At 71.5% G+C, this 23,513-nt stretch carries 25 protein-coding genes; 13 read left to right on the top strand and 12 right to left on the bottom strand.

Features of this window, described 5'->3' with window-relative positions; genetic code table 11:
* Positions 1–185: 185 nt before the first annotated feature.
* The 3 genes from ACWER9_RS05735 to ACWER9_RS05725 are packed head-to-tail and all read right to left on the bottom strand — an operon-like array spanning position 186 to position 1,533.
* The gene (locus ACWER9_RS05735; RefSeq protein ID WP_278138146.1) at positions 186–401 is read right to left on the bottom strand and encodes a helix-turn-helix domain-containing protein; all 216 of its coding nucleotides are present in this window, start codon (positions 399–401) and stop codon (positions 186–188) included.
* Entirely contained in the window at positions 401–880 is a 480-nt protein-coding gene (locus ACWER9_RS05730) for a DUF2975 domain-containing protein (RefSeq protein ID WP_452300672.1), read from the bottom strand. Before ACWER9_RS05730 ends, ACWER9_RS05735 begins: the two co-directional genes overlap by 1 nt.
* A gap of 50 nt (positions 881–930) precedes the next feature.
* Positions 931–1,533 (bottom strand): YdeI/OmpD-associated family protein, encoded by a 603-nt coding sequence (locus ACWER9_RS05725; protein ID WP_452300671.1) that lies wholly within the window; start codon positions 1,531–1,533, stop codon positions 931–933.
* Positions 1,534–1,620: 87 nt separating this feature from the next.
* On the opposite strand from ACWER9_RS05725, the gene ACWER9_RS05720 reads away from it, so the two are divergent.
* Positions 1,621–2,175, top strand: a complete 555-nt coding sequence (locus ACWER9_RS05720) for a hypothetical protein (protein WP_452300670.1) — start codon at positions 1,621–1,623, stop codon at positions 2,173–2,175.
* 36 nt (positions 2,176–2,211) lie between these two features.
* On the opposite strand, the gene ACWER9_RS05715 is transcribed toward ACWER9_RS05720, so the two are convergent.
* Positions 2,212–3,372, bottom strand: a complete 1,161-nt coding sequence (locus tag ACWER9_RS05715) for a hypothetical protein (protein ID WP_452300669.1) — start codon at positions 3,370–3,372, stop codon at positions 2,212–2,214.
* A 295-nt stretch (positions 3,373–3,667) separates the two neighbouring features.
* On the opposite strand from ACWER9_RS05715, the gene ACWER9_RS05710 reads away from it, so the two are divergent.
* Positions 3,668–4,828: an outer membrane protein assembly factor BamB family protein gene (locus tag ACWER9_RS05710; protein WP_452300668.1), complete on the top strand. Its 1,161-nt coding sequence runs from the start codon at positions 3,668–3,670 to the stop codon at positions 4,826–4,828.
* Between the two features lie 149 nt (positions 4,829–4,977).
* On the opposite strand, the gene ACWER9_RS05705 is transcribed toward ACWER9_RS05710, so the two are convergent.
* Both ACWER9_RS05705 and ACWER9_RS05700 read right to left on the bottom strand, forming a co-directional pair.
* Positions 4,978–6,228 carry a DUF222 domain-containing protein gene (locus ACWER9_RS05705; RefSeq protein ID WP_452300667.1) on the bottom strand — a complete coding sequence of 417 codons (1,251 nt, stop codon included), beginning with the start codon at positions 6,226–6,228 and terminating at the stop codon, positions 4,978–4,980.
* A gap of 71 nt (positions 6,229–6,299) precedes the next feature.
* Positions 6,300–6,455, bottom strand: coding sequence for a hypothetical protein (locus tag ACWER9_RS05700; protein ID WP_357203258.1), 156 nt, complete (start codon positions 6,453–6,455; stop codon positions 6,300–6,302).
* A gap of 121 nt (positions 6,456–6,576) precedes the next feature.
* Here ACWER9_RS05700 and ACWER9_RS05695 point away from each other — a divergent pair, with 121 nt between their 5' ends.
* Positions 6,577–6,879 (top strand): hypothetical protein, encoded by a 303-nt coding sequence (locus ACWER9_RS05695; RefSeq protein WP_452300666.1) that lies wholly within the window; start codon positions 6,577–6,579, stop codon positions 6,877–6,879.
* A gap of 13 nt (positions 6,880–6,892) precedes the next feature.
* Here the strand turns inward: ACWER9_RS05695 and ligD are convergent, their stop codons facing one another.
* Positions 6,893–7,924 carry a non-homologous end-joining DNA ligase gene (ligD, locus tag ACWER9_RS05690; protein WP_452300665.1) on the bottom strand — a complete coding sequence of 344 codons (1,032 nt, stop codon included), beginning with the start codon at positions 7,922–7,924 and terminating at the stop codon, positions 6,893–6,895.
* Positions 7,925–7,971: 47 nt separating this feature from the next.
* Here ligD and msrB point away from each other — a divergent pair, with 47 nt between their 5' ends.
* Entirely contained in the window at positions 7,972–8,376 is a 405-nt protein-coding gene (gene msrB, locus ACWER9_RS05685) for a peptide-methionine (R)-S-oxide reductase MsrB (RefSeq protein WP_452300664.1), read from the top strand.
* A 12-nt stretch (positions 8,377–8,388) separates the two neighbouring features.
* Here the strand turns inward: msrB and ACWER9_RS05680 are convergent, their stop codons facing one another.
* Both ACWER9_RS05680 and ACWER9_RS05675 read right to left on the bottom strand, forming a co-directional pair.
* Positions 8,389–8,994: a DUF305 domain-containing protein gene (locus ACWER9_RS05680; protein ID WP_452300663.1), complete on the bottom strand. Its 606-nt coding sequence runs from the start codon at positions 8,992–8,994 to the stop codon at positions 8,389–8,391.
* A 63-nt stretch (positions 8,995–9,057) separates the two neighbouring features.
* A complete protein-coding gene (locus tag ACWER9_RS05675; RefSeq protein WP_452300662.1) occupies positions 9,058–9,798 on the bottom strand; it encodes a lytic polysaccharide monooxygenase in 741 nt (246 codons plus the stop codon).
* 299 nt (positions 9,799–10,097) lie between these two features.
* Here ACWER9_RS05675 and ACWER9_RS05670 point away from each other — a divergent pair, with 299 nt between their 5' ends.
* The 4 genes from ACWER9_RS05670 (at position 10,098) to ACWER9_RS05655 (ending at position 13,220) form a co-directional block, all read left to right on the top strand.
* Positions 10,098–10,358, top strand: a complete 261-nt coding sequence (locus tag ACWER9_RS05670; protein ID WP_124815255.1) for a Prokaryotic metallothionein — start codon at positions 10,098–10,100, stop codon at positions 10,356–10,358.
* 211 nt (positions 10,359–10,569) lie between these two features.
* Positions 10,570–11,511: a DMT family transporter gene (locus ACWER9_RS05665; protein WP_452300661.1), complete on the top strand. Its 942-nt coding sequence runs from the start codon at positions 10,570–10,572 to the stop codon at positions 11,509–11,511.
* A gap of 24 nt (positions 11,512–11,535) precedes the next feature.
* A complete protein-coding gene (locus tag ACWER9_RS05660; RefSeq protein WP_452300660.1) occupies positions 11,536–11,991 on the top strand; it encodes a GNAT family N-acetyltransferase in 456 nt (151 codons plus the stop codon).
* Positions 11,992–12,167: 176 nt separating this feature from the next.
* Positions 12,168–13,220, top strand: a complete 1,053-nt coding sequence (locus tag ACWER9_RS05655; protein ID WP_452300759.1) for a lytic polysaccharide monooxygenase auxiliary activity family 9 protein — start codon at positions 12,168–12,170, stop codon at positions 13,218–13,220.
* A gap of 254 nt (positions 13,221–13,474) precedes the next feature.
* On the opposite strand, the gene hemQ is transcribed toward ACWER9_RS05655, so the two are convergent.
* The 3 genes from hemQ to hemE are packed head-to-tail and all read right to left on the bottom strand — an operon-like array spanning position 13,475 to position 16,687.
* Positions 13,475–14,176, bottom strand: coding sequence for a hydrogen peroxide-dependent heme synthase (gene hemQ / locus ACWER9_RS05650; RefSeq protein WP_452300659.1), 702 nt, complete (start codon positions 14,174–14,176; stop codon positions 13,475–13,477).
* On the bottom strand, positions 14,173–15,582 hold the full coding sequence (gene hemG, locus ACWER9_RS05645) for a protoporphyrinogen oxidase (protein WP_452300658.1): 1,410 nt from the start codon (positions 15,580–15,582) through the stop codon (positions 14,173–14,175). The genes hemQ and hemG overlap by 4 nt, the downstream gene beginning before the upstream one ends.
* 7 nt (positions 15,583–15,589) lie before the next feature.
* Positions 15,590–16,687: a uroporphyrinogen decarboxylase gene (hemE, locus tag ACWER9_RS05640; protein WP_452300657.1), complete on the bottom strand. Its 1,098-nt coding sequence runs from the start codon at positions 16,685–16,687 to the stop codon at positions 15,590–15,592.
* A gap of 137 nt (positions 16,688–16,824) precedes the next feature.
* Between hemE and ACWER9_RS05635 the strand changes: the two genes are divergently transcribed.
* The 5 genes from ACWER9_RS05635 to ACWER9_RS05615 all read left to right on the top strand — a co-directional run bounded on the left by ACWER9_RS05635 (position 16,825) and on the right by ACWER9_RS05615 (position 23,448).
* Positions 16,825–17,397, top strand: a complete 573-nt coding sequence (locus ACWER9_RS05635) for a DUF3000 domain-containing protein (protein ID WP_452300656.1) — start codon at positions 16,825–16,827, stop codon at positions 17,395–17,397.
* A 236-nt stretch (positions 17,398–17,633) separates the two neighbouring features.
* A complete protein-coding gene (locus ACWER9_RS05630; protein ID WP_452300655.1) occupies positions 17,634–18,953 on the top strand; it encodes a ribonuclease D in 1,320 nt (439 codons plus the stop codon).
* Between the two features lie 208 nt (positions 18,954–19,161).
* Positions 19,162–20,358 (top strand): thiolase family protein, encoded by a 1,197-nt coding sequence (locus ACWER9_RS05625; protein WP_452300654.1) that lies wholly within the window; start codon positions 19,162–19,164, stop codon positions 20,356–20,358.
* Positions 20,355–22,430, top strand: a complete 2,076-nt coding sequence (locus ACWER9_RS05620; RefSeq protein ID WP_452300653.1) for a 3-hydroxyacyl-CoA dehydrogenase NAD-binding domain-containing protein — start codon at positions 20,355–20,357, stop codon at positions 22,428–22,430. The genes ACWER9_RS05625 and ACWER9_RS05620 overlap by 4 nt, the downstream gene beginning before the upstream one ends.
* A 169-nt stretch (positions 22,431–22,599) precedes the next feature.
* Positions 22,600–23,448, top strand: coding sequence for a hypothetical protein (locus tag ACWER9_RS05615; protein WP_452300652.1), 849 nt, complete (start codon positions 22,600–22,602; stop codon positions 23,446–23,448).
* Positions 23,449–23,513 lie beyond the last annotated feature (65 nt).

Below are 23,513 nucleotides of genomic sequence, written 5' to 3'. Positions count from 1 at the left end.
ACGCCTCCCCTGGCCCTGGCGGGCCGACGACCATCAAGACAGGCCACCTACCGGGAAAGGTTCGCGCCCGTTACATGATCGTTATTACGGGGTGAGTCGGTCGGAGCGGGAGGGCTAGTGACGGCCTCGACGGTTGCGGATGCCGAGCGCCATCGCGAGGATCACGCCGACGATCAGGACGTACCTCACGGGGTCTCCTCCTCCACCCATTCGAGCAGGTCTCCGGGCTGGCAGCCGAGCACCCGGCACATCGCTTCGAGGGTGCTGAAGCGGACGGCCTTGGCGCGGCCGTTCTTCAACACCGCCACGTTGGCGGGGGTGAGGCCGACCCGCTCGGCGAACTCTCCGACGCTCATCTTGCGCTTGGCCAACTCCACGTCGATGCGGACGACGATGGGCATCAGATCACCGCTTCCATGTCGGTGCGCAGCGTGGTGGCCTGCCGCAGCAGCGCCCGCATCACCACCATGAGGAGCCCCAGCACGGTGACGCCCACCGTCAGCAGGAACAGCAGCAGCGGCAGTCCGGGGTCGTCCGCGTTGAACCCCACGAAGAGGAAGACACCCACGAGCACCACCCAGGCGGCGGCGATGGCCCAGACGATCGCGTCCACCCACTTCAGGGACGCCTCGGTGAAGATGCGGTCGCTCTTGACCAGGCTGAGCAACTGCCAGGTCGCGACGATGACGACCTGGACGCACAGCACCCAGAACACCGTCACGATCGTGGCCGGCCAGCGGAGGTGGGCATCCTGCGGAGACTCCTGGGCCATGTACGCGAACTGCCCGGGAAGCGAGAGGGTCTGGAACACGACCAGGACCCCGAACAACACCACGAGAAAGACTCGGAGAGCGGCAACCGCTCGATGCTCTGTCACCATGCATCGAGTTTCGCTCGTTACCTATCGAAAGTCAATCGGTCGCCGGACACTCACGGCAGCGTCGGCCTCGCCTTCTGCGGGTGGAACGTCTCGTGACGGGCCAGCATGGCCACGAACTCCCCGATCTTGCGTTCGCGGGTCTCCACCCGTTTGACGACGTTGAGACGGTGGATGAAAGCGAACCTGTTGGTCTTGGTGAGCACGTCGAACATGGCCTGGGCGGCCGGCTCGGCGGCGATGGCGGCGAGGAGGTCGGCCGGCACCTCCGCCTCCGATGGCGGGGCATAGGCGGCCAACCACCGCCCGTCCGCCTTCGCGGCCTCCACCGCGGCGCGGCCCGCCGGCAGCATCCGACCCTGCTCCTCGATCCGGGCCACGTGGCCGACGTTGCGTTGAGACCACACACTGCGGGGTCGACGCGGCGTGAACCGGATCCAGGACGACTCCTCGTCCCGCTTACGTGCCTGCCCGTCGATCCAGCCGACACAGAGGGCCTCGTCGACCGCCTGCTGCCAGGTCAGGGCCGTGACCGTGCCACCCTTCTTGGTCAGGGCGAGCCAGACGCCTGGCGACGTGGCATGGTTGGCCAACAGCCACGCGCGCAGGGCCTCGGCGTCCGCGACGATCAACTCAGCCAGCTCGGCGCTCGTCATGCCGGCAGGCTAACCCCCGGGTCCGACAGCCGGCGGCCACCGTGGGGTCGACAAGCGCGTCCGCCGGGTGCCGGGAGGAGTGTGGGCATGACCGTCGACGCGATCGGGCGGAAGGGCCGGGACCTGGTCTTCTACGACAGCACCGATCGTTGGATCGGGCGGCTGCTCCTGCTGTGCCTGGTGGTGGCCCTGCCGAGGGAGATGTCCAGGCCGAGCCTGGCCGGGTTGCCGTTCGACATCGGCGCGGCGGCCTTCTTCGCGATCCTGGGATGGCTCTGCTTCCGGATGGGTTTCCGCATCCGGCTCACCGCCCGGCGCGATCACTTCGAGGTGGTCAACCCGCTGAGCGTCGACCGCATCGCATACCGCGACGTGGCGTCGATCGACTGCGATCTCCTCTCGGTCCGCATCACAGCGGTCTCCGGAGAGCGTGTCCGCGCCTGGGGTCTCCCCGACTCCCTGCTGAACACCCGCGGATCGAGGGGGCAGTCCCTTGTCGACCGTCTCGGCATGATCGTCACCGAGCGGCAGACCGCCGAGGGCCCGCCCCACACTCGCCGCCGCCTCACCGACTGGTGGGTGGCGCTTGCGCTGTTCGCGCTCTTCTCGGGCGCGATCGTCTACCGACTGACGACGCAGTGACCCGGCGTACCCACAGCCTTTCCTGGTGGCGGCCGGTCACGGACCGGCCGGCGCACGCGGGTTTCGACCCGGGTCGTTGATCTGGCGCCGGAAGGCGAGGTACGCGCTCAGGTTCACCACCAGCATCAGCCCACCGATCACCGAGGCCAGGAGCCCCACGTCGAGGCTCGGCAGTGCCACGAAGGTCAGCGCGGCGAGCACGATGGCGAAGATGTTGAGGAAGGTGAAGGCCAGCACGAGTTCGTTGAGCAGGCGGGATCGCCGGTCCTGGAGGCGGCCGACCAGTTGCTGGTGCAACGTCCGGACGAAGTCGAGGCGCTCGTCAAGCGTGGTGAGGACGAGTCGGAACTTCCACTGCTGCTCCAGCGCGTTCCAGACCGTGCCGCCGGCCGCGTCGAGGTGCGCCTCGACCGACGAGTACCCGAGCCGGAACAGGCGGATGCGGTGGTAGCCGCTGAGGATCCGCTTGGCCTGCTCTTCGAGGGCGCTCATCGAGACGTTGGCACGCCCCGGGTCGATCTGGGACAGCTCCGCCGACAACACCGCGTCGTAGCGCAGCGCCGCGGCCCAGCAGACGTGGTGCACCCCGGTCAGGCGCGACAACAGCAGGGCCGGACGGGACCCGAAGTCACTGACCACCGCCGTGGTGTGCGAGCCGACCCGCAACACACCGTCCCGGGACCCGTCGGGGGTGCAGTCCACGCCGTCCGGGGTCAACTCCTCGGCGATGGCGCGCCGTCGTGCCGGATCGCAGTCCGGGTCCACCTGGACGGCGAAGGTGGTGTTGGCCCAGAGCACGAACACCTCGTCCGCACCGACCGGCGCCGGCAGGGTGGCACGGAGAAACCGGGTCACCGCGGGCAGCATCCGCTGCACCGGCGGGGCGACTTCGCCGACCACGTCCGCGTCGCCGCTGACGATGCCGTCCGGGAGTTGGTAGGTGACGCACAGCAGGGCACAGTCGACGTTCCAGAGACTGACCCGGGCCGAGACCACCTGCCACGCGCCCGCCGCCGTGGTGGGCACCAGCGTGGCGTCGATCTCCTCCCCGGCTGTCCGCAGGATCTCCTGGCCGCCGCTGATCTCCATGGTCGGCCGGGGCATGCTGCCCAGCAGTTCGTCGAGCAGCCGTTGGCCGTACGGCTGAAGGGCAAGGTCGGCCAGACCGTCGGTGCGTGTCCACTGTGGGGGAAACACGCGTCGCGAGCCGGCCGCAGCCGAAAGCTGACAAGGGAAGTAGGCGACCACACGTATCGACCTGACGTCCTTCACCATCAGCGCCCTCTCCCCCGATCAGCCCATGCAGGGTATCGAGAGAGTCAACAGTCGATGTCGAGCCAGCGGCCCGCTGCACGGCCCCCGGAAAGGGACACCATGGACGCCACCTTCTCCCTATGATCACCGGCACGACGGCCCGGAGCAGCAGAGTTGTCGCGCGACCGGGCACAGAAAGGGCGCGGCGTTGCCACGCGCCCCAACGGGGGAGGTACGAGTGAGGCACGCAGTGAAGGTGTTGACCGCTGCCGCGGTGCTCGCGGCGACGGTTGCGTTACCGGCGACGCCGGCCGCGGCGGCCGGTACGGGCTGGTGGTCCATGTCGGGCTACCTGGTCAGCAACAGCGCGTTCAACCCCAACGAGACGGCGGTGACGGTTTCGACAGTCCCCGGCCTCAAGCTCAAGCACACCGGCACCCCGGCCCGGACCGGGCAGCGCGCACCTGTCGTCGCGGACGGGCTGGTGTACGCGCTTGATGACCGTGGTGTGACGGCCACCGACGAGGTGACCGGCGCGCAGAAGTGGCGCTTCGAACTGGACACCACGAGGTTCGGGACACCTACGGAGCTCGTCCACACGGCCGGCCAACTCGTCCTGGCGGCGGGCATCAACGGCATGCCCGGCTCCGACCAGTCAATGGTCTTCGTGCTCGACGCTCCGACCGGCACTCTGGTCCGGCAGTTCCATGACGAGGGCGTGGCCTCGCAGATCCTCGTCGACCGGGGCGTCATCGTGGTTTCCGGTGTGGGCCGCTACTCCAGCGACACCCGTGCGTACCGCCTCGCCGACGGGCAACCGCTGTGGGAGCAGAGCTTGCCCATGGATCAGCCGGTCTCGGCGAACGGCCGCGTCCTCCTCTCCGGATACCCCGGGAATGCCGGTCCCCTGACGAGCACCGTTGTCGACATCAGCACCGGCGGCCCCATCAACACGGTGGCGAACCGCGACTACCGGCCGCTCGCGACGGACGAGTCGGGGACCAGGTTCTACGTCGGGTGGGGGCACAGCCTGCAGGTCCTCGACGCGACGACCGGCACCCTGACCTGGCTCGGGTCGAACCTGAACCCGCAGTTCGTGGTGGTCAGCCCGAGCCGGCTCTACCTCACCTCCTCCACCGGCACTGTCTACGCGTTGAACCGCAGCACCGGCGCCATCATCTGGAGCAGGAGCATTCCGGGGAGCGAGCACCAGCGGGCGATCATCGCCGGTGGCGTCCTGTACGTCACGGCCAAGGGCAACCGGGTTCACACCCTGAACCCGGTCGACGGCGCCCCGCTGAACGCGCCCGCTTTCACCGGCGCGACCAACCAGCTCGTGGTCACCTACGGCCGGGTGTACGTCACCGACGGCACGAAGCTGACCGTCTACGGCCTCTGACCGAGCAGCGTTCCCCACGGCGGTTGACCGGATCTCACGGTCAACCGCCGTCGCCCTGCGCGGCGTGAGGCGCTGGGGCATGGCGCGCTGAGGCATGGGGCGCTGAGGCTGCGGAGCAGCTCGTGACACGGACCGGGGGATCGGGGTGGCTACGTTCGCCGGTGGTAGTGGTTGCGGCGCGGGATCTGGTCGGGGTCGAGCCACGCCGGCGGTACGAACTCCGGATGCCCGTCGTCACCGAGGCGGACGGCCCAGTCGCTCGCGTGGATGTGCCGGTGGTGGTGGCCGCAGAGCAGCACCGCGTTGTCGAGGCTCGTCGGGCCGCCGTCGGCCCAGTGCCGCAGGTGGTGCGCGGCGCACCAGCGTGGCGGCCGGTCGCACCCGGGGAACGCGCAGCCCCCGTCGCGCAGCACCAGCGCCCGATGCAGAGCCCCGGTGACCAGGCGGCGTTGCCGGCCCACGTCGAGCACCTGACCGGCGCCGCCGAGCACGGCGGGCAGGATGGCCGCGTCGCAGGCGAGGCGGCGCACAGTGTTCGGGGTGAGCCGCAGGCCGATGTCCAGGGTGCCGGTGCCCAACTGCCGCGCCAGCCGGTCGTAGTCGGTGGTGACGACGAGTTGGGCCGGGTCGCCGCCGTTCTCGGGCAGGTCGCCGGTGCGCAGCGCCAGCCGGCACACCTCGGCGAGGGCGTCGTGGCGACGTTGCCCGGCACAACGGTTGTCGTCGGGGCCGGCGGGTGCGCTGAGCGGGTCGATGGCGGCGCGCAGCAGGGCTGCGGCCTCCGCATCGAGGGTGCCGCTGAGCCGGAGCCGGCCGCCGGCCTGCTCGGAGATGGTGACGTGCCGGTCGCGGGCAGCTCGGGCGGCCTCGGCGGCCAGGGATGCGGCAGTGGCGGCGTCGGCGAGATCGGGCGCGACGTGGTCGAGAATCCGGGCGCCCAACCGACGCAGCAGGGTGGGATCGAACTGCCCGGCCCACTCGACGAGCACACCGACGGCCTTGTCGGCCACCTCGGCGCCCGCCGAGACCGGCACCGTGGCGGCCGTGTCGGCGATGACCCGGGCCTGCTCCACACTGACCGCCCCGCTCGCCAGGGCCTCGCACACGGCGGGTGGGGCCACGTCGAGCGAGGCGGCGAGGCCGACAAGCCGACGGGCGGCAGAGACGTCGAGTCGCAGGCGGTGACGCAACCACACGGTCGTCGAGGACGCACCCTGCGCGAGCGCGGTGCCCCGACCGTCCAACTCGCGGACGGCCGCCAGCTGCACCGCCGCCAGCCGCTGCTGCAACCGGTGCGTGGCATCGAGCACCGCGATCAGGTCATGCTCCGAGAGGGCCCAGGCCGGGGCGTCGGCGCAGGAGGCCACCGCACTCTCCGCGCGCGCCAACTCATCGATCACAAACAAATTCTAGAACAGGTGTACGACAAGAACCGGTCGCGCGGAGCACCTGGGCCACCGAACAGGCCCGGTCAGCCCTCGGCCAACTCCGGCCGGTGCTCCCGGATCCAGGCCACCACGTCCGACCTCCGCCAGACCTTGCCCATGGCGAGCACGGCGACCGGCTCGGGGAAGTTCCGTTGGTTGGCGATCACGGAGGCGCGCTGCCGGGACACATTTCCCAGCATCTCCCGAATCTCCGACACGCCAACGAGGTCCACACATTGACGATGACAGTGGCGCAGTCGCTATACGGCGACAACTACGCAGACTGTTGACACAGGCAATAGCTGACGCCACGATTGGCGTATGACCACGCCGAATAGCCGTCATTACCCTCACCCACTTGAAGCCCTGCACCCGGTGCGCCAGCACCTGCCGCGCCGGCCGTCGTGGCTCTGTCGGGTGTGCGCCGCCGCCTGGCCGTGTGCACTTGCGCGGATGTTGCTACGGGTGGAGTACGGCACCGACCGTGTGGCACTGTCGATCTACATGGCAAGCCAACTCTTCGACGCGACAGCCGACCTGCTCACGCTCAACCCCGAGCCGGGACCCGACCCACGGGAGCTGTTCGACAGGTTCCTGGCGTGGACGGCCAAGCCGCAGCTGTGACAACAGCGGCCGGTCAGCTCTCGTCGGGGGTGCGCTTGGCGCGGCTGGGTTGCACCCGCTTGGGTTCGCCGGGCATCTTCGGGTGGTCCGGTGGGTACGGCAGGTCGCCCTGGCCGGCGGCGGCGTCGCGCTCGGCCCACTCCAGCAGCGGGGTGATGTCCCACGGTGTGTCGTCGATGCCGGCGTGCGGATCGCCCCGCTCGGCGAGCCGGGCCGGCACGGTCCGCAGGTCGAAGTCGTCCGGGTCGACGTCGGGTAGCTCCGCCCAGGTGACCGGGGTCGAGACGGTGGCCCGCGCGTTGGCCCGCAGCGAGTACGCGCAGGCGATCGTGCGGTCGCGGGCCATCTGGTTGAAGTCGACGAAGACCCGGCTGCCGCGCTCCTCCTTCCACCAGGCGGTGGTGACCAGATCGGGGTTGCGGCGCTCCACCTCCCGGGCCAGCGCGATGGTGGCCCGACGCACCTCGGTGAACGTCCAGCGGGGTTGGATGCGCAGGTAGACGTGCACACCCCGGCCACCGGAGGTCTTCGGCCAGCCGGTCGCGCCCAGCTCGTCCAGGAGCGCGTGGAGCTCGCCGGCGGCCCGCGCCGCGTCGGCGAAGTCAGTGCCGGGCTGCGGGTCCAGGTCGATGCGCAGCTCGTCGGGGCGGTCGACGTCGGCGGCCCGGACGGGCCACGGGTGGAAGACGATGGTGCCCATCTGTGCCGCCCAGGCCACGTGCGCCAGGTCGGCCGGGCAGAGCTCCGCCGCGTTGCGACCGCTCGGGAAGGTGATCTCCGCGGTCGTCACCCAGGGCGGCACCCCCCGGGTGGGCACCCGCTTCTGGAAGAACGCCTCGCCCTCGACGCCGTCGGGGAAGCGTTGCAGCGTGGTGGGCCGGTCCCGCAGGGCGCGCATGATCCCGTCGCCGACCGCGAGGTAGTAGTGGAAGACGTCCGCCTTGGTGAACCCCCGCTGCGGGAAGATCACCCGATCCGGACTGCTCAGCCGTACGCTGTGCCCGGCCACCTCGACCTCGGTGACAGCTGCCTTGGTGCCCGCCATCTCGCGACCATATGCCACGCCCCCGACGTTCGACGTACCGTTGACGGGTGAGTCTTGACGACAACGAGCTGCCGAAGACCGACGACGAGTGGCGGGTCCGACTGACCCCCGAGGAGTTCCACGTCCTGCGGGAGGCCGGCACCGAACGCCCGTGGACGGGCGAGTACGTGGACACGAAGACCCAGGGGGTCTACCACTGTCGCGCCTGCGGGCTGGAGCTGTTCTCCAGCGACACCAAGTTCGACTCGCACTGCGGTTGGCCGAGCTTCGACGACGCCATTCCGGGCCGGGTCAAGGAGATCGAGGACCGCAGCCTCGGCATGGCCCGTACGGAGATCCGCTGCGCCCGCTGCGACAGTCACCTCGGGCACGTCTTCCACGGTGAGGGTTTCACCCCGAAGGACACCCGGCACTGCGTCAACTCGGTCTCCATCAAGCTGGAACCCCGCTGATCGGAGGGCCGCTCAGGGCGTACCCCCGAGTAGGTCGACCTCGGCGGTCCGGGACTGCTCGATCCGCCGGGCCAGGTCGCGGACCCGCTCGTCGCGGCCGACGCCGACCTGGGACCGGGCCAGTTCGGCGGCCGCTCGCTGGTGGTCGGCGAGCACCTCGCGCAACACGCGGTCGACGTCCGTGTCCGGCGCGGCCCGCAGCCGGTCGAGCGCGGCGTCGTCGCCGTGCCCGTGGTGGTGCGCGGCCGCGCTGGCGCCCGGCCCGGCCGTCGGCAACCAGCCGCGCATGGCCGCCAGCTCGTCGGTCTCGGTCGCCTCGATCGCGGCGACCAGGGTGCGCAGCGCCTCGTCGCGCAGCCGGCCCCGGGTCAGCTGGACGATCTGCAGGGTGCGTTCGCTGTGCCCAGCCATGGTGCTGAGGAACACCACGTCGATCCCGCTCATCGCACCCCCGTCGGGCGACGGTCCGGTCGCCGCGGACCCGGCCACCGCCGAGCCGGCCGGGGACGCGGGGGCCGGCTGCGGCCGGGCCGACGGACTCGACGTGGGTGCTCCGGCGCAGGCGCCGGTGAGCAGCAGAGCGGCGACGAGCGACACCAGAGGGGTACGACGGGGCATGCCGGTTGCTCCGTTCCTGCGAGAGCGGCGACACGGGTGCGACCAGGGGCCGCACCCGTGCGGTCAGACCTGCTGCCAGAGCGCCGGTACGTTCGGCGGCTCCCAGCCCGCGATGGCGGTGTGCGCCTGCCGGCAGCGGTACGTCGCACCGCCGTAGGTGACCTGGTCGCCGACCTGGTACGCCCGGCCCGTCGCCCACGTGCCGCCCTGGGCGGGCGGGGTGGTCGGCGTGGGGGTCGGGGTGGGCCGTGGGGTGGCGGTCGGGGTCGGCGTCGGGGTCGGGTTCGACCCGCCGCCACCGATCTGCACGTCGATGCAGGAGTAGAAGGCGTTCGCCGTGTCGGAGATGTTCCACACCGCGAGGATCTTCTGCCGGCCGGAGAAACCACCGAGGTTGACGGTGTGCGACACGGTCGCGCCCGGCTGCTGGCCGTTGCCGTTGACCACGCCGACCCGGGTGTTGCCGATCCAGTACTCCCAGTTGCTGGTGGCGTGCCGTGCGGTGTTGACCCAGGTGAAGGTCAGCGAGCTACCCACCGAGGTGGCTGGCCAGCCCCGACTGTCGTCGTTGAGCACGGCGAACTGGGAGATGCCGGCATGGCAGCTGCGCAGACCCTTGGGCCCCTCGACGCTCTGCGGCTCGTACTTGATCTGCCCGCAGTCGGGCACCCGACCCTGCGCGCAGAGCGCCTGGCGGCTCGGTGGGGCGGAGACGTAGCCGTGCGCCTGCGCGGGGGCGGCGACGGTGAGGGTGGCGGCGACAGCGCCCGCCGCCACCAGCGGGACGGTGATTCTTCGACGCATCGGGGCAGCTCCTTCTCCAGGTCCGGTGAGGTGCCCCCAAGGTAATTTAAACATTGTTAACAGTAAAGACTCTCATCGATAAATCCATCGATGGCGGCAGTTTTCTCCTCAGAGTCGGAGCAGGCCGCCCCGGTCGTCGACCCGATCGGCCGACTCGTCGTACGGCGGCCCACCCGACTGAACGGGCAACACGCGGACACCGACACGCCGCCGAACGGGGTCAGGCAGCGACGTTCCGCCCCGCGCGACGACGGCCTGGGGGATTCTGTAGGCACTTGTCCATGTAACGGAGGTTTTCGGTGGCAACCTGCGAGGTCTGCGGCAACGACTACTGGATGGCGTTCGAGGTGCACACCGTCAGCGGCGACGTGCACACCTTCGACTCGTTCGAGTGCGCGATCCACCGGATGGCACCGATCTGCGAGCACTGCCAGGTCAAGATCGTCGGGCACGGCGTCGAGGTCAACGGCCGTTTCTTCTGCTGCGCACACTGCGCCCGCGCGGTCGAGGGCGCGGTGGGCGCCGAGATCCGCGACGCCGTCGGCGCCCGCCCGGCCTGACCGCGCCAACCCGGCCGTGGGCCCGCCGGACCACCGAACTGGGGTACGGTCGTCGCCATGCGGTCAATCGTGGGCGTCCTGTCCCCGCCGCGCTCCTGAGCGGAGCGCCGCGCCTCTCGCCGACCGGGTGACCTGACCCCGCTCGGCCATCCTGTCGTACGCGCTCCGTCGACGTCGTCCCCGTCAACGGCTCACCCAACGGAGCGCTCCCGTGTCCACGACTCGTACCGCGTTGCCGGCCGCCTCGGCCGCCCACCATGCCGCCCGCAGCGGCCTGATCCAGATCACCGTCACCGGCGTGCTGTGGGGCACCACCGGCGTGGCGGTGCAACTCCTGCGCGAGGCCACCGGGCTCAGCCCGGTGAGCATCGGCTTCCACCGCCTCGCCATCGCCGCGCTCGTGCTGCTGGCCTGCACCGCCGGCCGGCTCCGCACGATCGTGTCCGCGGTGCGCGCCGCACCCGTACCGCTGCTGCTCACCGGCGTCGGCCTCGGCCTCTACCAGGCGCTCTACTTCGCCGCCGTGGCCTGGGCCGGCGTCAGCGTGGCCACCATCGTCAGCCTGGGCCTGGCCCCGGTGCTCGCTGCGGCCTGGGAGTCGGCGCGCGCCCGCCGACTCCCCGGCCCGCTGCGCCTCGGCACGCTCGTCGCGGCGGTGGCCGGCCTCGTCCTGATCACCGGCGCCACCGGGCAGCCCGGCGCGGCGGCGCCCGCCCCGCTGCTCGGCCTGCTCGCGGCGGCCGGCTCCGGCCTCGGGTACGCGGTGACCACCCTGATCAGCCGCCAGGTGTCGCAGCACACCGCGCCGATGACCCTGACCACCATCTCCACCGTGATCGGCGCGCTGACCCTGGCGCCGTTCGCCCTGGTCGCCGGGGTCGGCCTGCCGGTACGCCCGGACACCGTGGCGCTGCTGCTGCACCTCGGCGTGGTCACCACGGCGGTCGCGTACGCGTTGTTCTACGCCGGGCTGCGCACCACCCCGGGCAGCGTCGCGGCCGTGCTGACCCTGCTCGAACCGCTCACCGCCGCCGCGCTCGCGGTGGCGCTGCTGCGCGAACCCCTCCCCCTGCCGGTGCTCGTCGGCGGCGCGCTGCTGCTTACTGCCGTGGCCGCCACCTACCTCACGCCGGACCGGGTGGACAGCAGGTGAGACCGCCCGACCTACCATCTGTGGATGCCCCAGCAGACCACCGAGATCCGGACGGCCTCCTTCGCCGACCTGAACACCCGCACCTTCCACGACCTGCTCAAGCTGCGCATCGACGTGTTCGTCGTGGAGCAGAACTGCCCGTACCCGGAGCTCGACGGTCGCGATGTCGAGCCCGGCACCCGGCACGTCTGGCTGACCGACGGGGGTGCGCCGCTGGCGTACCTGCGGATCCTGGCCGACCCGGACGGCGTCGCCAGGATCGGTCGGGTGGTGGTGGCCCCGGCGGCGCGCGGCGGCGGACACGCCGGCCGGCTGATGACGGCCGCGCTGGAGGTGGTGGGCAACCGACCCAGCGTGCTGGAGGCCCAGTCGCACCTGGTGCCGTTCTACAGCCGGCACGGCTTCGCGGTCAGCGGCCCCGAGTACGTCGAGGACGGCATCCCGCACACGCCGATGCGACGCGAGGCCATTGACGTCTGACGATCAGGCTGGCATGGTGCCGGTAGAGCCATCGCGGGAGCCAGCGATCAGGCACGGGAGTGGGCACCTCCCGGCGATCCGGGTGTCGACGTCCGACCTCATCCCCCGGGGGCTCCATGTCCACTTCCATCCGATCACGGCGCGCGCTCTTGTTGTTCGCCATCGTGGCGACCACCATGCTCCTGTTGACGACCGCGCTGACCACCATGCTGACCACGCCCGCCTCGGCGCACGGTTCGGTCGTCGACCCGGCCTCCCGCAACTACGGCTGCTGGCAGCGCTGGGGCGGCGACTTCCAGAACCCTCGGATGGCCACTGAGGACCCGATGTGCTGGCAGGCCTGGCAGGCCGACCCGGCCGCCATGTGGAACTGGAACGGCCTGTTCCGGGAGGGCGTGGGCGGCAACCACCAGGCCGCCGTCCCCGACGGTCAACTCTGCAGCGGCGGGCGTACGCAGAGCCCCCGCTACAACTCGCTGGACACCGTCGGCGCCTGGAAGACCACCTCGGTGTCGAACACCTTCCGGCTCCGCTTCTTCGACCAGGCCAGCCACGGCGCCGACTACATCCGGGTGTACGTGACCAAGCAGGGCTTCAACGCGGCCACCCAACCGCTCGGCTGGGGCAACCTGGAGTTGGCGGGCCAGATCGGCAACACCCCGGCCTCGCAGTGGAACCAGGACACCGGCGGTGTCTCGATCCAGATCCCGGTCAGCGCACCGGGACGCACCGGACGGCACATCGTCTACACCGTCTGGCAGGCCAGCCACTTCGACCAGTCGTACTACCTGTGCAGCGACGTCGACTTCGGCGGCGGCTCGACCACCCCGCCCACGACCCCGCCACCCACCACGCCCCCACCGACCACGCCCCCACCGACCACGCCGCCGCCCACCACCCCGCCGCCCACCACCCCGCCGCCGGCCGGTGCCTGCACGGCGACGTACCAGGTCACCGGTCAGTGGGCCGGTGGCTTCCAGGCCGACGTGAAGGTGACCGCCGGTGGTTCACCGACCCGCGGCTGGTCGGTGAGCTGGAACTACGGCAACGGCCAGCAGGTCACCTCGTCGTGGAACGCGACGGTCAGCACCAACGGCACGCTCGTCACCGCACGTAACGCCAACCACAACGGCAGCCTTGCCGCCGGAGCGAGCACCACGTTCGGTTTCCTCGGCTCGTGGAACGGCAGCAACCCGGTTCCGCTGGTCTCCTGCACGACGACCAGTTGACCCCCGTCCGGCGCCGCACCCGGGCGGGGGCGCGGCGCCGGCCGGTGGGAATGCGGTGGTGCCCAACGGTCCGTCCGGGCACCACCGCTCCATGATCGACATCAGAGTGCTCACCCCCGACGACTGGCCTACGTGGCGGGAGCTGATGTTGACCGCCCGTCGATCAAGGAGTTGTGGTGGGCGACAAAGCACCCACGCGCGCCCAAACCAGGCACCACAACTCCATGATCGACACGTCCAGGCGGTGGGCGGGGTCAGACCAGGCAGTTGACGATCTCGGCCACTGTGCGGCGGCGGCCGGTGTAGAACGGGACCTCTTCGCGGACGTGCCGGCGGGCGCCGGAGGCGCGCAGGTCCCGCATCAGGTCGACGATCCGGTGCAGTTCGTCGGCCTCGAAGGCGAGCATCCACTCGTAGTCGCCGAGCGCGAACGAGGCCACCGTGTTGGCCCGGACGTCCGGGTAGCCGCGGGCCATCTTGCCGTGTTCGGCGAGCATCTCGCGCCGCTCCGCGTCGGGCAGCAGGTACCACTCGTAGGAGCGGACGAACGGGTACACGCAGATGTAGGGGCGTGCCTCCTCGCCGGCCAGGAACGCCGGGATGTGGCTCTTGTTGAACTCGGCCGGCCGGTGCAGTGCCATCTGCGACCACACCGGGGTCAGCGCGCGGCCCAGCGTGGTGCGACGGAACCGCAGGTACGCGTCCTGGAGGGCGTCGCTCGACGCGGAGTGCCACCAGATCATCACGTCCGCGTCGGCGCGCAGACCGGAGACGTCGTACACGCCCCGGACCACGACGTCCTTGCCGGCCAGCTCGTCGAAGAGGGCGACGACCTCGCCGGTGACGTTGTCCCGCAGCGACGGCAGCGGGGAGCTGGCCCGGAACACCGACCACATCGTGTAACGGATGCTGTCGTTCAGCTCCCGCAGCCGGGCCGCGTTGGTCTGCTCGGTCATCTCGCCGATCCTCCCAGTGCTGTGATGATCTCTTCGGCCGCCGTCTCGCCGGAGCGGACGCAGACCGGAATACCGACGCCGTCGTAGCCGGCGCCAGCCAGGACCAGAGTGGGGTGCGCGGCCCGCAACGCCGTGCGCGCGGCGGCGAGCCGCTCGGCGTGCCCCGGCGCGTACTGCGGCAACGCCCCGCCCCACCGCTGCACGTGCCCGTCGACCGGGGCGGGCAGCGGGGTGCCGAGCACCGCCGACAGCTCGCGGTGCACGGTGGCGGCCAGGTCCTCGTCCGGGCGCTGCAGGTGCGCCTCCTCGCCGTACCGGCCCACCGAGGCGCGCACCAGGGCCAACCCGTCCGGCCGGCGCAGGTGCCCCCACTTGGTGGTGAAGAAGGTCGCCGCCTTGGTCAGCAGGCCCTCGGTGCTCGGCACCAGGAAGCCGGACAGCTCGGGCAGTCGCGGTTGCGGCAACGCCATGGTGACGAGCGCGACGCTCGCGTAGTCGAGCGCACCGACGCCCGCCGCCACGTCCGGCGCGGGTCCGGCGAGCAGCCGCGCCGCAGGTCGTGCCGGCACCGCCAGCACCACGGCGTCCACGTCCACAAGCTCAGCGTCGCGGGTACTGCCGACAGTGAGCCGCCAACCGGTCGCCGTCGGGGTCAACTCGCGCACGGCGGCGTCCCGCCGCACCGTCGCGCCGCTGGCCGTCACCGCCGCCTCGACAAGCGTGCCCAGCCCGCCGGCGAGGGTGCCGAAGACCGGGGCGCCGGGCGCACGCGGCGCGGCGGCCTGCGCGGCCCGGACCGCACCGACCAGGGTGTGCTCCACCCGGGCCGTGCGGGCCAGCGCCGGCATCGTGGTGACCAGGCTGAGGTCGTCGGCGCGGCCCGCGTACACGCCGCCGAGCATCGGGTCGACAAGCCGCTCGACCACCTCGTCACCGAAGCGGGACCGGACCAGCGCACCCACCGAGACGTCCGCGTCGGGCCCGACCAACGGCCGACCGCCGTCGACGTCGGCGTCCGCGGCCGGGCGGGCGACGGTGGCCACCCGATCCAGATCACCGGGTACGCCCACCAGGGTGCCGCCCGGAATGGGGCGCAGCCCTCCGTCGATGACAAGCGCTGCCTGCCCCACGGTGGGGTGCACGATCCTCTCGGCCAGCCCGAGCCGGCGGGCCAACGCCACCGCCGCGCTCTCGTCGCCGGTCGGGTCGCGCATCAGGAACGACTCCGCGCCGAACTCCACCTGCTGACCGGCCAGCTCCCCGGTGCGCAGCTTGCCGCCCAGCGCGCCGGACTGCTCGTACACCGTGATCTGGGTGCCGGCCGGCGCACGGTCGCGCAAGCGGACCGCGGCGGCCAGCCCGGCGATCCCGCCGCCGACCACCGCCACCCGCCAGGGCTTCCGCATCGCCTTCTCAGCCCTGGTCGGCCCGGCGGCTGGAGAGCTCGTGCACCAGCGCGACGACCCGGGTCAGCACCTCCGGGTCGGTCTCCGGCAGCACCCCGTGACCGAGGTTGAACACGTGCCCGGGGGCGGCCCGGCCCTGCTCCAGAATGCGCCGGACCTCGGCCTCCACCACCGGCCACGGCGCGAGCAGCACTGTCGGGTCCAGGTTGCCCTGCACCGCCTTGTCCGCGCCGATCCGGCCGGTGGCCACGTCCAGCGGCGTACGCCAGTCGACACCGACCACGTCCGCCCCGGCCTCGCCCATCGCGCCGAGCAGTTCGGCGGTGCCCACCCCGAAGTGGATCCGGGGCACCCCGGCGCGGTTCAGCCCGCTCAGCACGGCGGTCGAGTGCGGCAACACGAAACGGCGGTAGTCGGCCTCGGAGAGCGCGCCAGCCCACGAGTCGAACAGCTGCACGGCGGACACGCCGGCCTCGATCTGCACCCGCAGGAAGGCGAGCGTCACCTCGGCCAGCCGGCCGCAGAGCGCGTGCCACAGCTCGGGGTCGCCGTACATCAGGGCCTTGGTCTTCGCATGGGTGCGCGACGGCCCGCCCTCGACCAGATAGCTGGCGAGCGTGAACGGCGCACCGGCGAAACCGATCAGCGGGGTGTCGCCCAGCTCGACGACCAACTGCCGGACGGCCTCGTCCACGTACGGGACGTCGTCGCGGGTGATCGGGCGGATCCGCTGCACGTCGTCGGCGGTGCGGATCGGCTCGGCCACCACCGGGCCGGTGCCCGGCACGATGTCCAGGTCGATCCCGGCCGCGGCGACGGGCACCACGATGTCGCTGAACAGGATGGCCGCGTCCACGCCGTGTCGACGCACCGGCTGGAGGGTGATCTCGGTGACCAGATCCGGGCGGCGGCAGGACTCCAGCATCGGCACGCTCGCCCGGATCTCCCGGTACTCCGGGAGGGAGCGGCCCGCCTGGCGCATGAACCAGACCGGGGTGTGCGGGACGGGCCGGCGTCGACAGGCCCGGATGAAGGGCGAGTCGGCTGGTCCGCCGGGGCGGGAGTCTCCGTCTCGGGCGGCAGTGCCCGTGGTGTCCGTGGTCATCGCCGCAATCGTGCCACGCCCGCCACCGCAGACCGGGTGGGGGTGAGAGGAAGGGCACCGTTCCTTACGCCCGGCGCCCGCCATGAGCGTCGGCGCGCCGTCGAAGCGGGCGGAGGACGGCGGCATAGGCTGCCCACATGGCCCCCCCGATCGCGCTCCCGGAGACGTTCGCCCGCGCGGTCGCCGGGCTGCGGTCGGCCGCCCCGCGCCCGGAGATCACCCTGGAGGAGGTCGGCGCCCCCCAGCGGCTGGCCCCGTACGCGTTCGCGCTCTCCGCGACCGTGCTGCGCGACGACGACGAGGTGGCGACCGGCCGGCTGATCCTGCTGCACAACCCGGCCGGGCACGAGGCGTGGCAGGGCACGCTGCGGCTGGTCACCTACGTGACCGCCGAGTTGGAGGTCGACCTGGCCGCCGACCCGCTGCTACCCGGGGTCGGCTGGACGTGGCTGACCGACGCGCTCGACGCCCAGGACGCCGGCCACCGGGCGATCGGCGGGACTGTCACACAGACCATGTCGACCCGGTTCGGCGATCTCGCCGGGCCACCGACGATCGGTGACATCGAGATCCGCGCGTCCTGGACGCCGATCGACGACAACCTCACCCCGCACCTGCTCGGCTGGTGCGCGTTGCTGGCCTCCACCGCCGGCCTACCCCCACCCGGCGTGACGGCCCTCTCCGACCGCCGCTCCGCCGGCGCAGCCTGACCCCACCCCACCCCACCCCACCCCACCCCACCCCACCCCGGCCCCGCCCCGCCCCCTCGGCGTCGATCATGGAGTTGTGGTGGGCGAAATGGTGCTCGGCGGGGATTTTGTGAGGCACCACAACTCCATGATCGACCGCACCGGGACGCGTCTGCTCGGACATCCTCTGGACACCTGATCGACACACGCCGGACCGGCTGCACCCGCCGGATCTCCGCGCGCACTAGGGTTGGCAGGTGACCGACGAACCACCCCTGCGCCGTCGGCCCACCGAGGAACTTCCGGGAACCGCGCCCCAGCACCCGCCGTCGGCCCAGCCGCAGCCGGCGGGCGAGGGGGCCGACCCGGCCGACGGTGGGCCCGTTCCGCTGATCGCACCGCGTGACGGCACCCCCGATCCGGTGGCCGCCCCGGCCGAGCTTGCCGAGGTCGTGGCCCGCTTCGCGGCGGGCACCGGCCCGGTCGCCCTGGACGCCGAGCGGGCATCCGGCTACCGCTACAGCCAGCGGGCCTATCTGGTGCAGCTCCGCCGCGCCGGTGCGGGCACGGCGCTGATCGACCCGCTGCCCCTACCCGACCTCAGCGCCCTGGACGCGGTGATCGGCGAGGCCGAGTGGGTCCTCCACGCCGCCAGCCAGGATCTGCCCTGCCTGGCCGAGGTGGGGTTGCACCCGCGCCGACTGTTCGACACCGAGTTGGCGGCCCGGCTGGCCGGCTTCGAACGCGTCGGGCTCGCCGCGCTCACCGAGCAGCTGCTCGGGTTCACGTTGGAGAAGCACCACTCGGCGGCCGACTGGTCGAGTCGGCCACTGCCCGAGTCGTGGTTGACATACGCGGCCCTCGACGTGGAGCTGCTCACCGACCTGCGGGACGCGCTCGACGCCGAGTTGACCCGGCAGGGCAAGTCGGCCTGGGCGGCGGAGGAGTTCGCCGCGCTGGTCCGCACCGGTGCACGCCCGCCGCGGGTCCGCGCGGAGCCGTGGCGGCGCACCTCGGGCATCCACCGGCTGCGGGGGGCTCGGGCCCAGGCCCGGGTTCGCTCGATGTGGTACGCCCGGGACCAGATCGCGTCCCGGCGGGACGCCGCGCCCGGTCGGGTGTTGCCCGACTCGGCGATCATCGCGGCGGCCGAGCTGGACCCGAAGGACGAGAAGACGCTGTTGACCCTGCCGGGCTTCGGTGGTCGGTCGGTCCGTCGACTGGCCCGCACCTGGCTCGCCGCCCTCGACGACGCCCGGCAGCTGCCGGAGGATTCGCTGCCGGTCTCGCCAGCCGTGGAGGGTCCGCCTCCGCCGCACCGGTGGGCCGAACGGGACCCGGTGGCGGCCGGTCGACTGGCCCGCTGCCGGGAGGTCGTGATCCGCATCGCCGGTGAGCACAACCTCCCACCGGAGAACCTGATCACCCCGGATTCGGTCCGCCGGTTGGCCTGGACCCCACCCGAGGAGGTCACCGAGGAGTCGGTCGCGGAGACCCTGCGCGGCCTCAACGCCCGCGAGTGGCAGATCGGCCTCCTCACCCAAGACCTGACCGAAGCCCTAACCCCAACCCCCTAAAACCCCCACCCCTCCCCCACCCCCCGACCTACCCGTTGATCAGGAAGTTATTGCCAGGACACGCCGATGCCGGTGGCAACACCTTCATGATCAACGGGGAGGTTGGCGCGCTCCGTGGTGTGGGGTGGGCCACAGCGGGGGGTGCGGACGGGTTTGGTTACTGACGAGTAGCATTCGGGGCAACGTGCCCCTCGGCTAGGAGGCTCCAGTGCCCCGTGAAGTCCGCGACGTCGTCTTCGTCGACGGCGTCCGTACCCCGTTCGGCAAGGCGGGTGGCATGTACGCCAACACCCGCGCCGACGACCTGGTGATCCGCTGCATCCGGGAACTGATGCGGCGCAACCCGCAGCTACCCCCGGAGCGGGTCGAGGAGGTCGCCATCGCGGCCACCACCCAGATCGGCGACCAGGGCCTCACCATCGGCCGCACCGCCGCTCTGCTGGCCGGGCTACCCAAGACCGTCCCCGGTTTCGCCATCGACCGGATGTGCGCGGGTGCGATGACCGCCGTCACCACAGTGGCCAGTGGCATCGCCATGGGCGCGTACGACATCGCCATCGCCGGCGGCGTCGAGCACATGGGCCGGCACCCGATGGGTGAGGGCGTCGACCCCAACCCGCGCATCATCGCGGAGAAGCTCGTCGACCCGTCCGCGCTGGTGATGGGCGCCACCGCGGAGAACCTGCACGATCTGGTCCCGCACATCACCAAGGCACGCACCGACGCGTTCGCGCTCGCCTCGCAGCAGAAGACCGCCAAGGCGTACGCCAACGGCAAGCTCCAGGACGACCTGGTGCCGACGGCCATCCGCGACGCCGAGGGCGGCTGGGGTCTGGCCACCGCGGACGAGGCCCCGCGGGACACCACGCTTGCGAAGCTGGGCACCCTGAAGACCCCGTTCCGCCCGCACGGCAAGGTCACCGCGGGCAACGCGGCCGGCCTGAACGACGGCGCCACCGCGAGCCTGCTGGCCGACGAGGCGACCGCCCGCGAGCTGGGCCTGCCGGTCGCGATGCGGCTGGTGTCGTTCGGGTTCGTCGGGGTGGAGCCGGAGGTGATGGGTGTCGGCCCGATCCCGTCGACGGAGAAGGCGCTGCGCCTCGCCGGGCTCAGCATCGACGACATCGGCCTGTTCGAGCTGAACGAGGCGTTCGCCGTGCAGGTGCTCGCCTTCCTCGACCACTTCGGCATCGCCGACGACGACGCGCGGGTCAACCCGTGGGGCGGCGCGATCGCCATCGGTCACCCACTCGCGTCGTCCGGTGTGCGGCTGATGACCCAGCTGGCCCGCCAGTTCGCCGAGCACCCCGAGGTCCGCTACGGCCTCACGGCGATGTGCATCGGCATCGGCATGGGCGGCACCGTGATCTGGGAGAACCCGCACTGGACGGAGGGCGACAAGTGAGCGCGAGCACCGTAAAGGCGGCGAACGAGGTCGTCACCAGGGCGCTGCTGCGCTCGGTGACCGTGCCGGGGCTGGACCGCCCCGCCGCCCTGATCACGCTCGACAACGGCTTCGACCACACCAAGCCGAACACCTTCGGCCCCGGCGGTCTGGCCAGCCTGGACGAGGCGATCACGGCGGCGCTCGCCGCCGACCCGGCGTTCATCGCGGTCACCGGCAAGCCGTACATCTTCTGTGTGGGCGCGGACATCGTGGGCCTTCCGCAGCTCGCCGACCGCGCGCAGGCGCTGGAGATCGGCCGGCTCGGCCACCGGGTCTTCGCCCGCCTCAAGGACAGCACCGTCCCCACCTTCGCGTTCGTCAACGGCGCGGCGATGGGCGGTGGCCTGGAGCTGGCGCTGCACTGCCACTACCGGACGCTCTCCGGCGGTGCGGCGGCCCTCGCGCTGCCCGAGGTCTCCCTCGGTCTGGTGCCCGGCTGGGGCGGCACCCAGCTGCTGCCGAACCTGATCGGCATCCCCGCCGCGACCCAGGTGATCATCCAGAACCCGCTGATGCAGAACAAGATGCTCAAGCCGAAGCAGGCCGCCGAGCTGGGCATCGCGGACGTCCTGTTGGAGCCGGCGGACTTCCTGGAGCGGTCCCTGGAGTGGGCCGCAGGCGTGGTCCGCGGTCAGGTCACGGTGACCCGGCCCGAGGTCGACAAGGACATGTGGGCGGGGGTGCTCTACTTCGCCCGGGAGGCGCTGAACCAGCGGCTGCACGGCGCCGTCCCGGCCGCGTACAAGGCGCTCGACCTGTTGGAGACGGCCAAGGACGGCGACTTCGCCGCCGGCACCGCCGCCGAGGACGAGGCTCTCGCGGATCTGGTCTTCTCCGAGGAGCTGCGCAGCGGCCTGTACGCCTTCGACCTGGTGCAGCGGCGGGCCAAGCGCCCGGCCGGCGCACCGGACAAGGGGTTGGCCCGGACGATCACCAAGGTCGGCATCGTCGGCGCCGGCCTGATGGCCAGCCAGTTGGCGCTGCTGTTCGCCCGCCGCCTCCAGGTGCCCGTGGTGCTGACCGACCTCGACCAGTCCCGGGTGGACAAGGGCGTCGGCTACGTGCACACCCAGATCGAGAAGGCCGTCACCAAGGGCCGGATGGACAAGGGCACCGCCGCCAAGCTGTACGGCCTGGTCAGCGGCTCGGTCGACAAGAGCGCCTTCGCCGATGCGGACTTCGTCATCGAGGCGGTCTTCGAGGACCTGGGTGTCAAGAAGCAGGTCTGGGCCGAGTTGGAGAAGATCGTCTCTCCGGAGGCGGTGCTCGCCACCAACACCAGCTCGCTGTCGATCACCGAGATGGCCGCCGAGCTGGATCACCCGGAGCGGGTGGTCGGCTTCCACTTCTTCAACCCGGTGGCGGTGCTGCCGCTGCTGGAGATCGTCCGGGGTGAGCGCACCGACGACACCACCCTTGCCACCGCGTTCGCCGTGGGCAAGCAGCTGAAGAAGTCGAGCGTGTTGGTCAAGGACGCTCCGGCGTTCGTGGTGAACCGGCTGCTCACCCGCTTCCTGGGTACGGTCTTCGCCGCCGTCGACGCCGGCACGCCGCTGGACGTGGCGAACAGCGCCCTGGACCCACTGGGCCTGCCGATGCGCCCGCTCGCCCTGCTCCAGCTGGTCGGGCCGGCCGTCGCGTACCACGTGGGCGGCACCCTGCACGCCGCGTACCCGGACCGGTTCGGGGTCAGCGAGAACCTCAAGCGGATCGCCGACTCGGGGAAGCCGATCGTGGTCGACGACCAGGTCAACGAGGAGGTGGCCGCGCTGCTCGTGGTGGGTGACCAGCCGTTGACCGCCGAGCAGGTACGACAGAACGCGCTCGACGCGCTCGCGCAGGAGATCCGGCTGATGCTTGACGAGGGTGTGGTCGCCGAGGCACAGGACATCGACCTGTGCATGATCCTGGGCGCCGGTTGGCCGTTCCACCTGGGTGGCGTCACGCCGTACCTGGACCGGACGGGCACCTCCGAGCGGGTCACCGGCAAGCGGTTCCTGCCGCGCGGCGCGGCCAGCCTGCCGGCCTGAGTCGTTTGCAGCACCACCGTCGCGGTGGTCGGACCGTCCCTCGTGGACGGCCCGGCCACCGCGACTGTTTGTGATCAGACAACCGACGGCGGTTCTACGCAGGGACAACGGCGAGGCTGGGCACCGGGTTAGGATCACACGTTTTGCACCCCCATATTGGAGCTGACTGATGTCCCAGCCGCCGGCCAATCCGTACGGCCCGCCGCACGATCCCTCCCATCAGCCGCAGCAGCCGGGCGGTTGGCCGCCGCCGCAGCAGCAGGGACAGCCGCAGCAGCCCGGCGGTTTCCCGCCCGCGCAGCCTGGTTTCCCACCGGCCCAGCCTGGTTTCCCACCGGCGCAGCCTGGTTTCCCGCAGGCCCAGCCTGGTTTCCCGCCGGCGCAGCCTGGTCAGCCGTACGGTGACCCGAACTTCGCCGGCGGCCCGCCCCCGGCCAAGAAGTCGAACGTCGGCAAGATCGTGCTGATCGTGTTGGCCGTGGTGCTGGTGCTCTGCCTCGGTGGTGCGGCGGTCGCCTGGTTCGCCCTCAAGGGGCCGGTCAGCGAGGCCGTGGACGCCAGCAAGACCCGGGTGGTCGCGCCGGACACCCTCGCCGGCCGGCCGAAGCTCACCGAACCACAGCTGCAGCAGGCCGCCGAACAGGCCGTCAGCGGAATGAAGTCGGTGGCGCAGAACGAGACGAGCACTGTCGCCGCCTTCTACGGCGACCCCGCCAAGCAGGACCTCATCATGATCACGGGGGTGTCCGCGCTGCTGACCGACCCCAAGAAGGAGCTCGACGCCTACGTCAAGGGGCTCGACAAGCAGCTGACGGTGGCGAACATGACGGCCGTCGACGCCGGCCCGCTCGGCGGTGAGGCGCGCTGCGGCGACGGCAAGGCCGAGACCGTGCCGCTGGGCATCTGCGTCTGGGCCGACCGGGGCAGCCTGGGCATGGTGGTGATGTACTTCAAGTCCGCCGATCAGGCGAAGGCCGAGTTCACCACGATCCGGGGTCAGGTCGAGCAGCAGTCCTGAGCCGTACGCGACCGGGGCCCCGACCACCCGAGATCTCGTCGTTCGCGCGGATGTCCACCGGCTCC

It is taken from the genome of Micromonospora sp. NPDC003944, assembly GCF_053605225.1.
The sequence above is the reverse complement of the archived record's forward strand: the minus strand, read 5'-3'. Positions and strand labels throughout refer to the sequence as shown.

Bases quoted from the DNA above. Each gene is read 5' to 3' on its own strand.
- ACWER9_RS05735 (WP_278138146.1), bottom strand. From the start codon at position 401: ATGCCCATCGTCGTCCGCATCGACGTGGAGTTGGCCAAGCGCAAGATG.
- ACWER9_RS05730 (WP_452300672.1), bottom strand. From the start codon at position 880: ATGGTGACAGAGCATCGAGCGGTTGCCGCTCTCCGAGTCTTTCTCGTG.
- ACWER9_RS05725 (WP_452300671.1), bottom strand. From the start codon at position 1,533: ATGACGAGCGCCGAGCTGGCTGAGTTGATCGTCGCGGACGCCGAGGCC.
- ACWER9_RS05720 (WP_452300670.1), top strand. From the start codon at position 1,621: ATGACCGTCGACGCGATCGGGCGGAAGGGCCGGGACCTGGTCTTCTAC.
- ACWER9_RS05700 (WP_357203258.1), bottom strand. From the start codon at position 6,455: ATGCTGGGAAATGTGTCCCGGCAGCGCGCCTCCGTGATCGCCAACCAA.
- ACWER9_RS05695 (WP_452300666.1), top strand. From the start codon at position 6,577: ATGACCACGCCGAATAGCCGTCATTACCCTCACCCACTTGAAGCCCTG.
- ligD (WP_452300665.1), bottom strand. From the start codon at position 7,924: ATGGCGGGCACCAAGGCAGCTGTCACCGAGGTCGAGGTGGCCGGGCAC.
- ACWER9_RS05680 (WP_452300663.1), bottom strand. From the start codon at position 8,994: ATGCCCCGTCGTACCCCTCTGGTGTCGCTCGTCGCCGCTCTGCTGCTC.
- ACWER9_RS05675 (WP_452300662.1), bottom strand. From the start codon at position 9,798: ATGCGTCGAAGAATCACCGTCCCGCTGGTGGCGGCGGGCGCTGTCGCC.
- ACWER9_RS05660 (WP_452300660.1), top strand. From the start codon at position 11,536: ATGCCCCAGCAGACCACCGAGATCCGGACGGCCTCCTTCGCCGACCTG.
- ACWER9_RS05655 (WP_452300759.1), top strand. From the start codon at position 12,168: ATGCTCCTGTTGACGACCGCGCTGACCACCATGCTGACCACGCCCGCC.
- hemQ (WP_452300659.1), bottom strand. From the start codon at position 14,176: ATGACCGAGCAGACCAACGCGGCCCGGCTGCGGGAGCTGAACGACAGC.
- hemG (WP_452300658.1), bottom strand. From the start codon at position 15,582: ATGCGGAAGCCCTGGCGGGTGGCGGTGGTCGGCGGCGGGATCGCCGGG.
- hemE (WP_452300657.1), bottom strand. From the start codon at position 16,687: ATGACCACGGACACCACGGGCACTGCCGCCCGAGACGGAGACTCCCGC.
- ACWER9_RS05635 (WP_452300656.1), top strand. From the start codon at position 16,825: ATGGCCCCCCCGATCGCGCTCCCGGAGACGTTCGCCCGCGCGGTCGCC.
- ACWER9_RS05615 (WP_452300652.1), top strand. From the start codon at position 22,600: ATGTCCCAGCCGCCGGCCAATCCGTACGGCCCGCCGCACGATCCCTCC.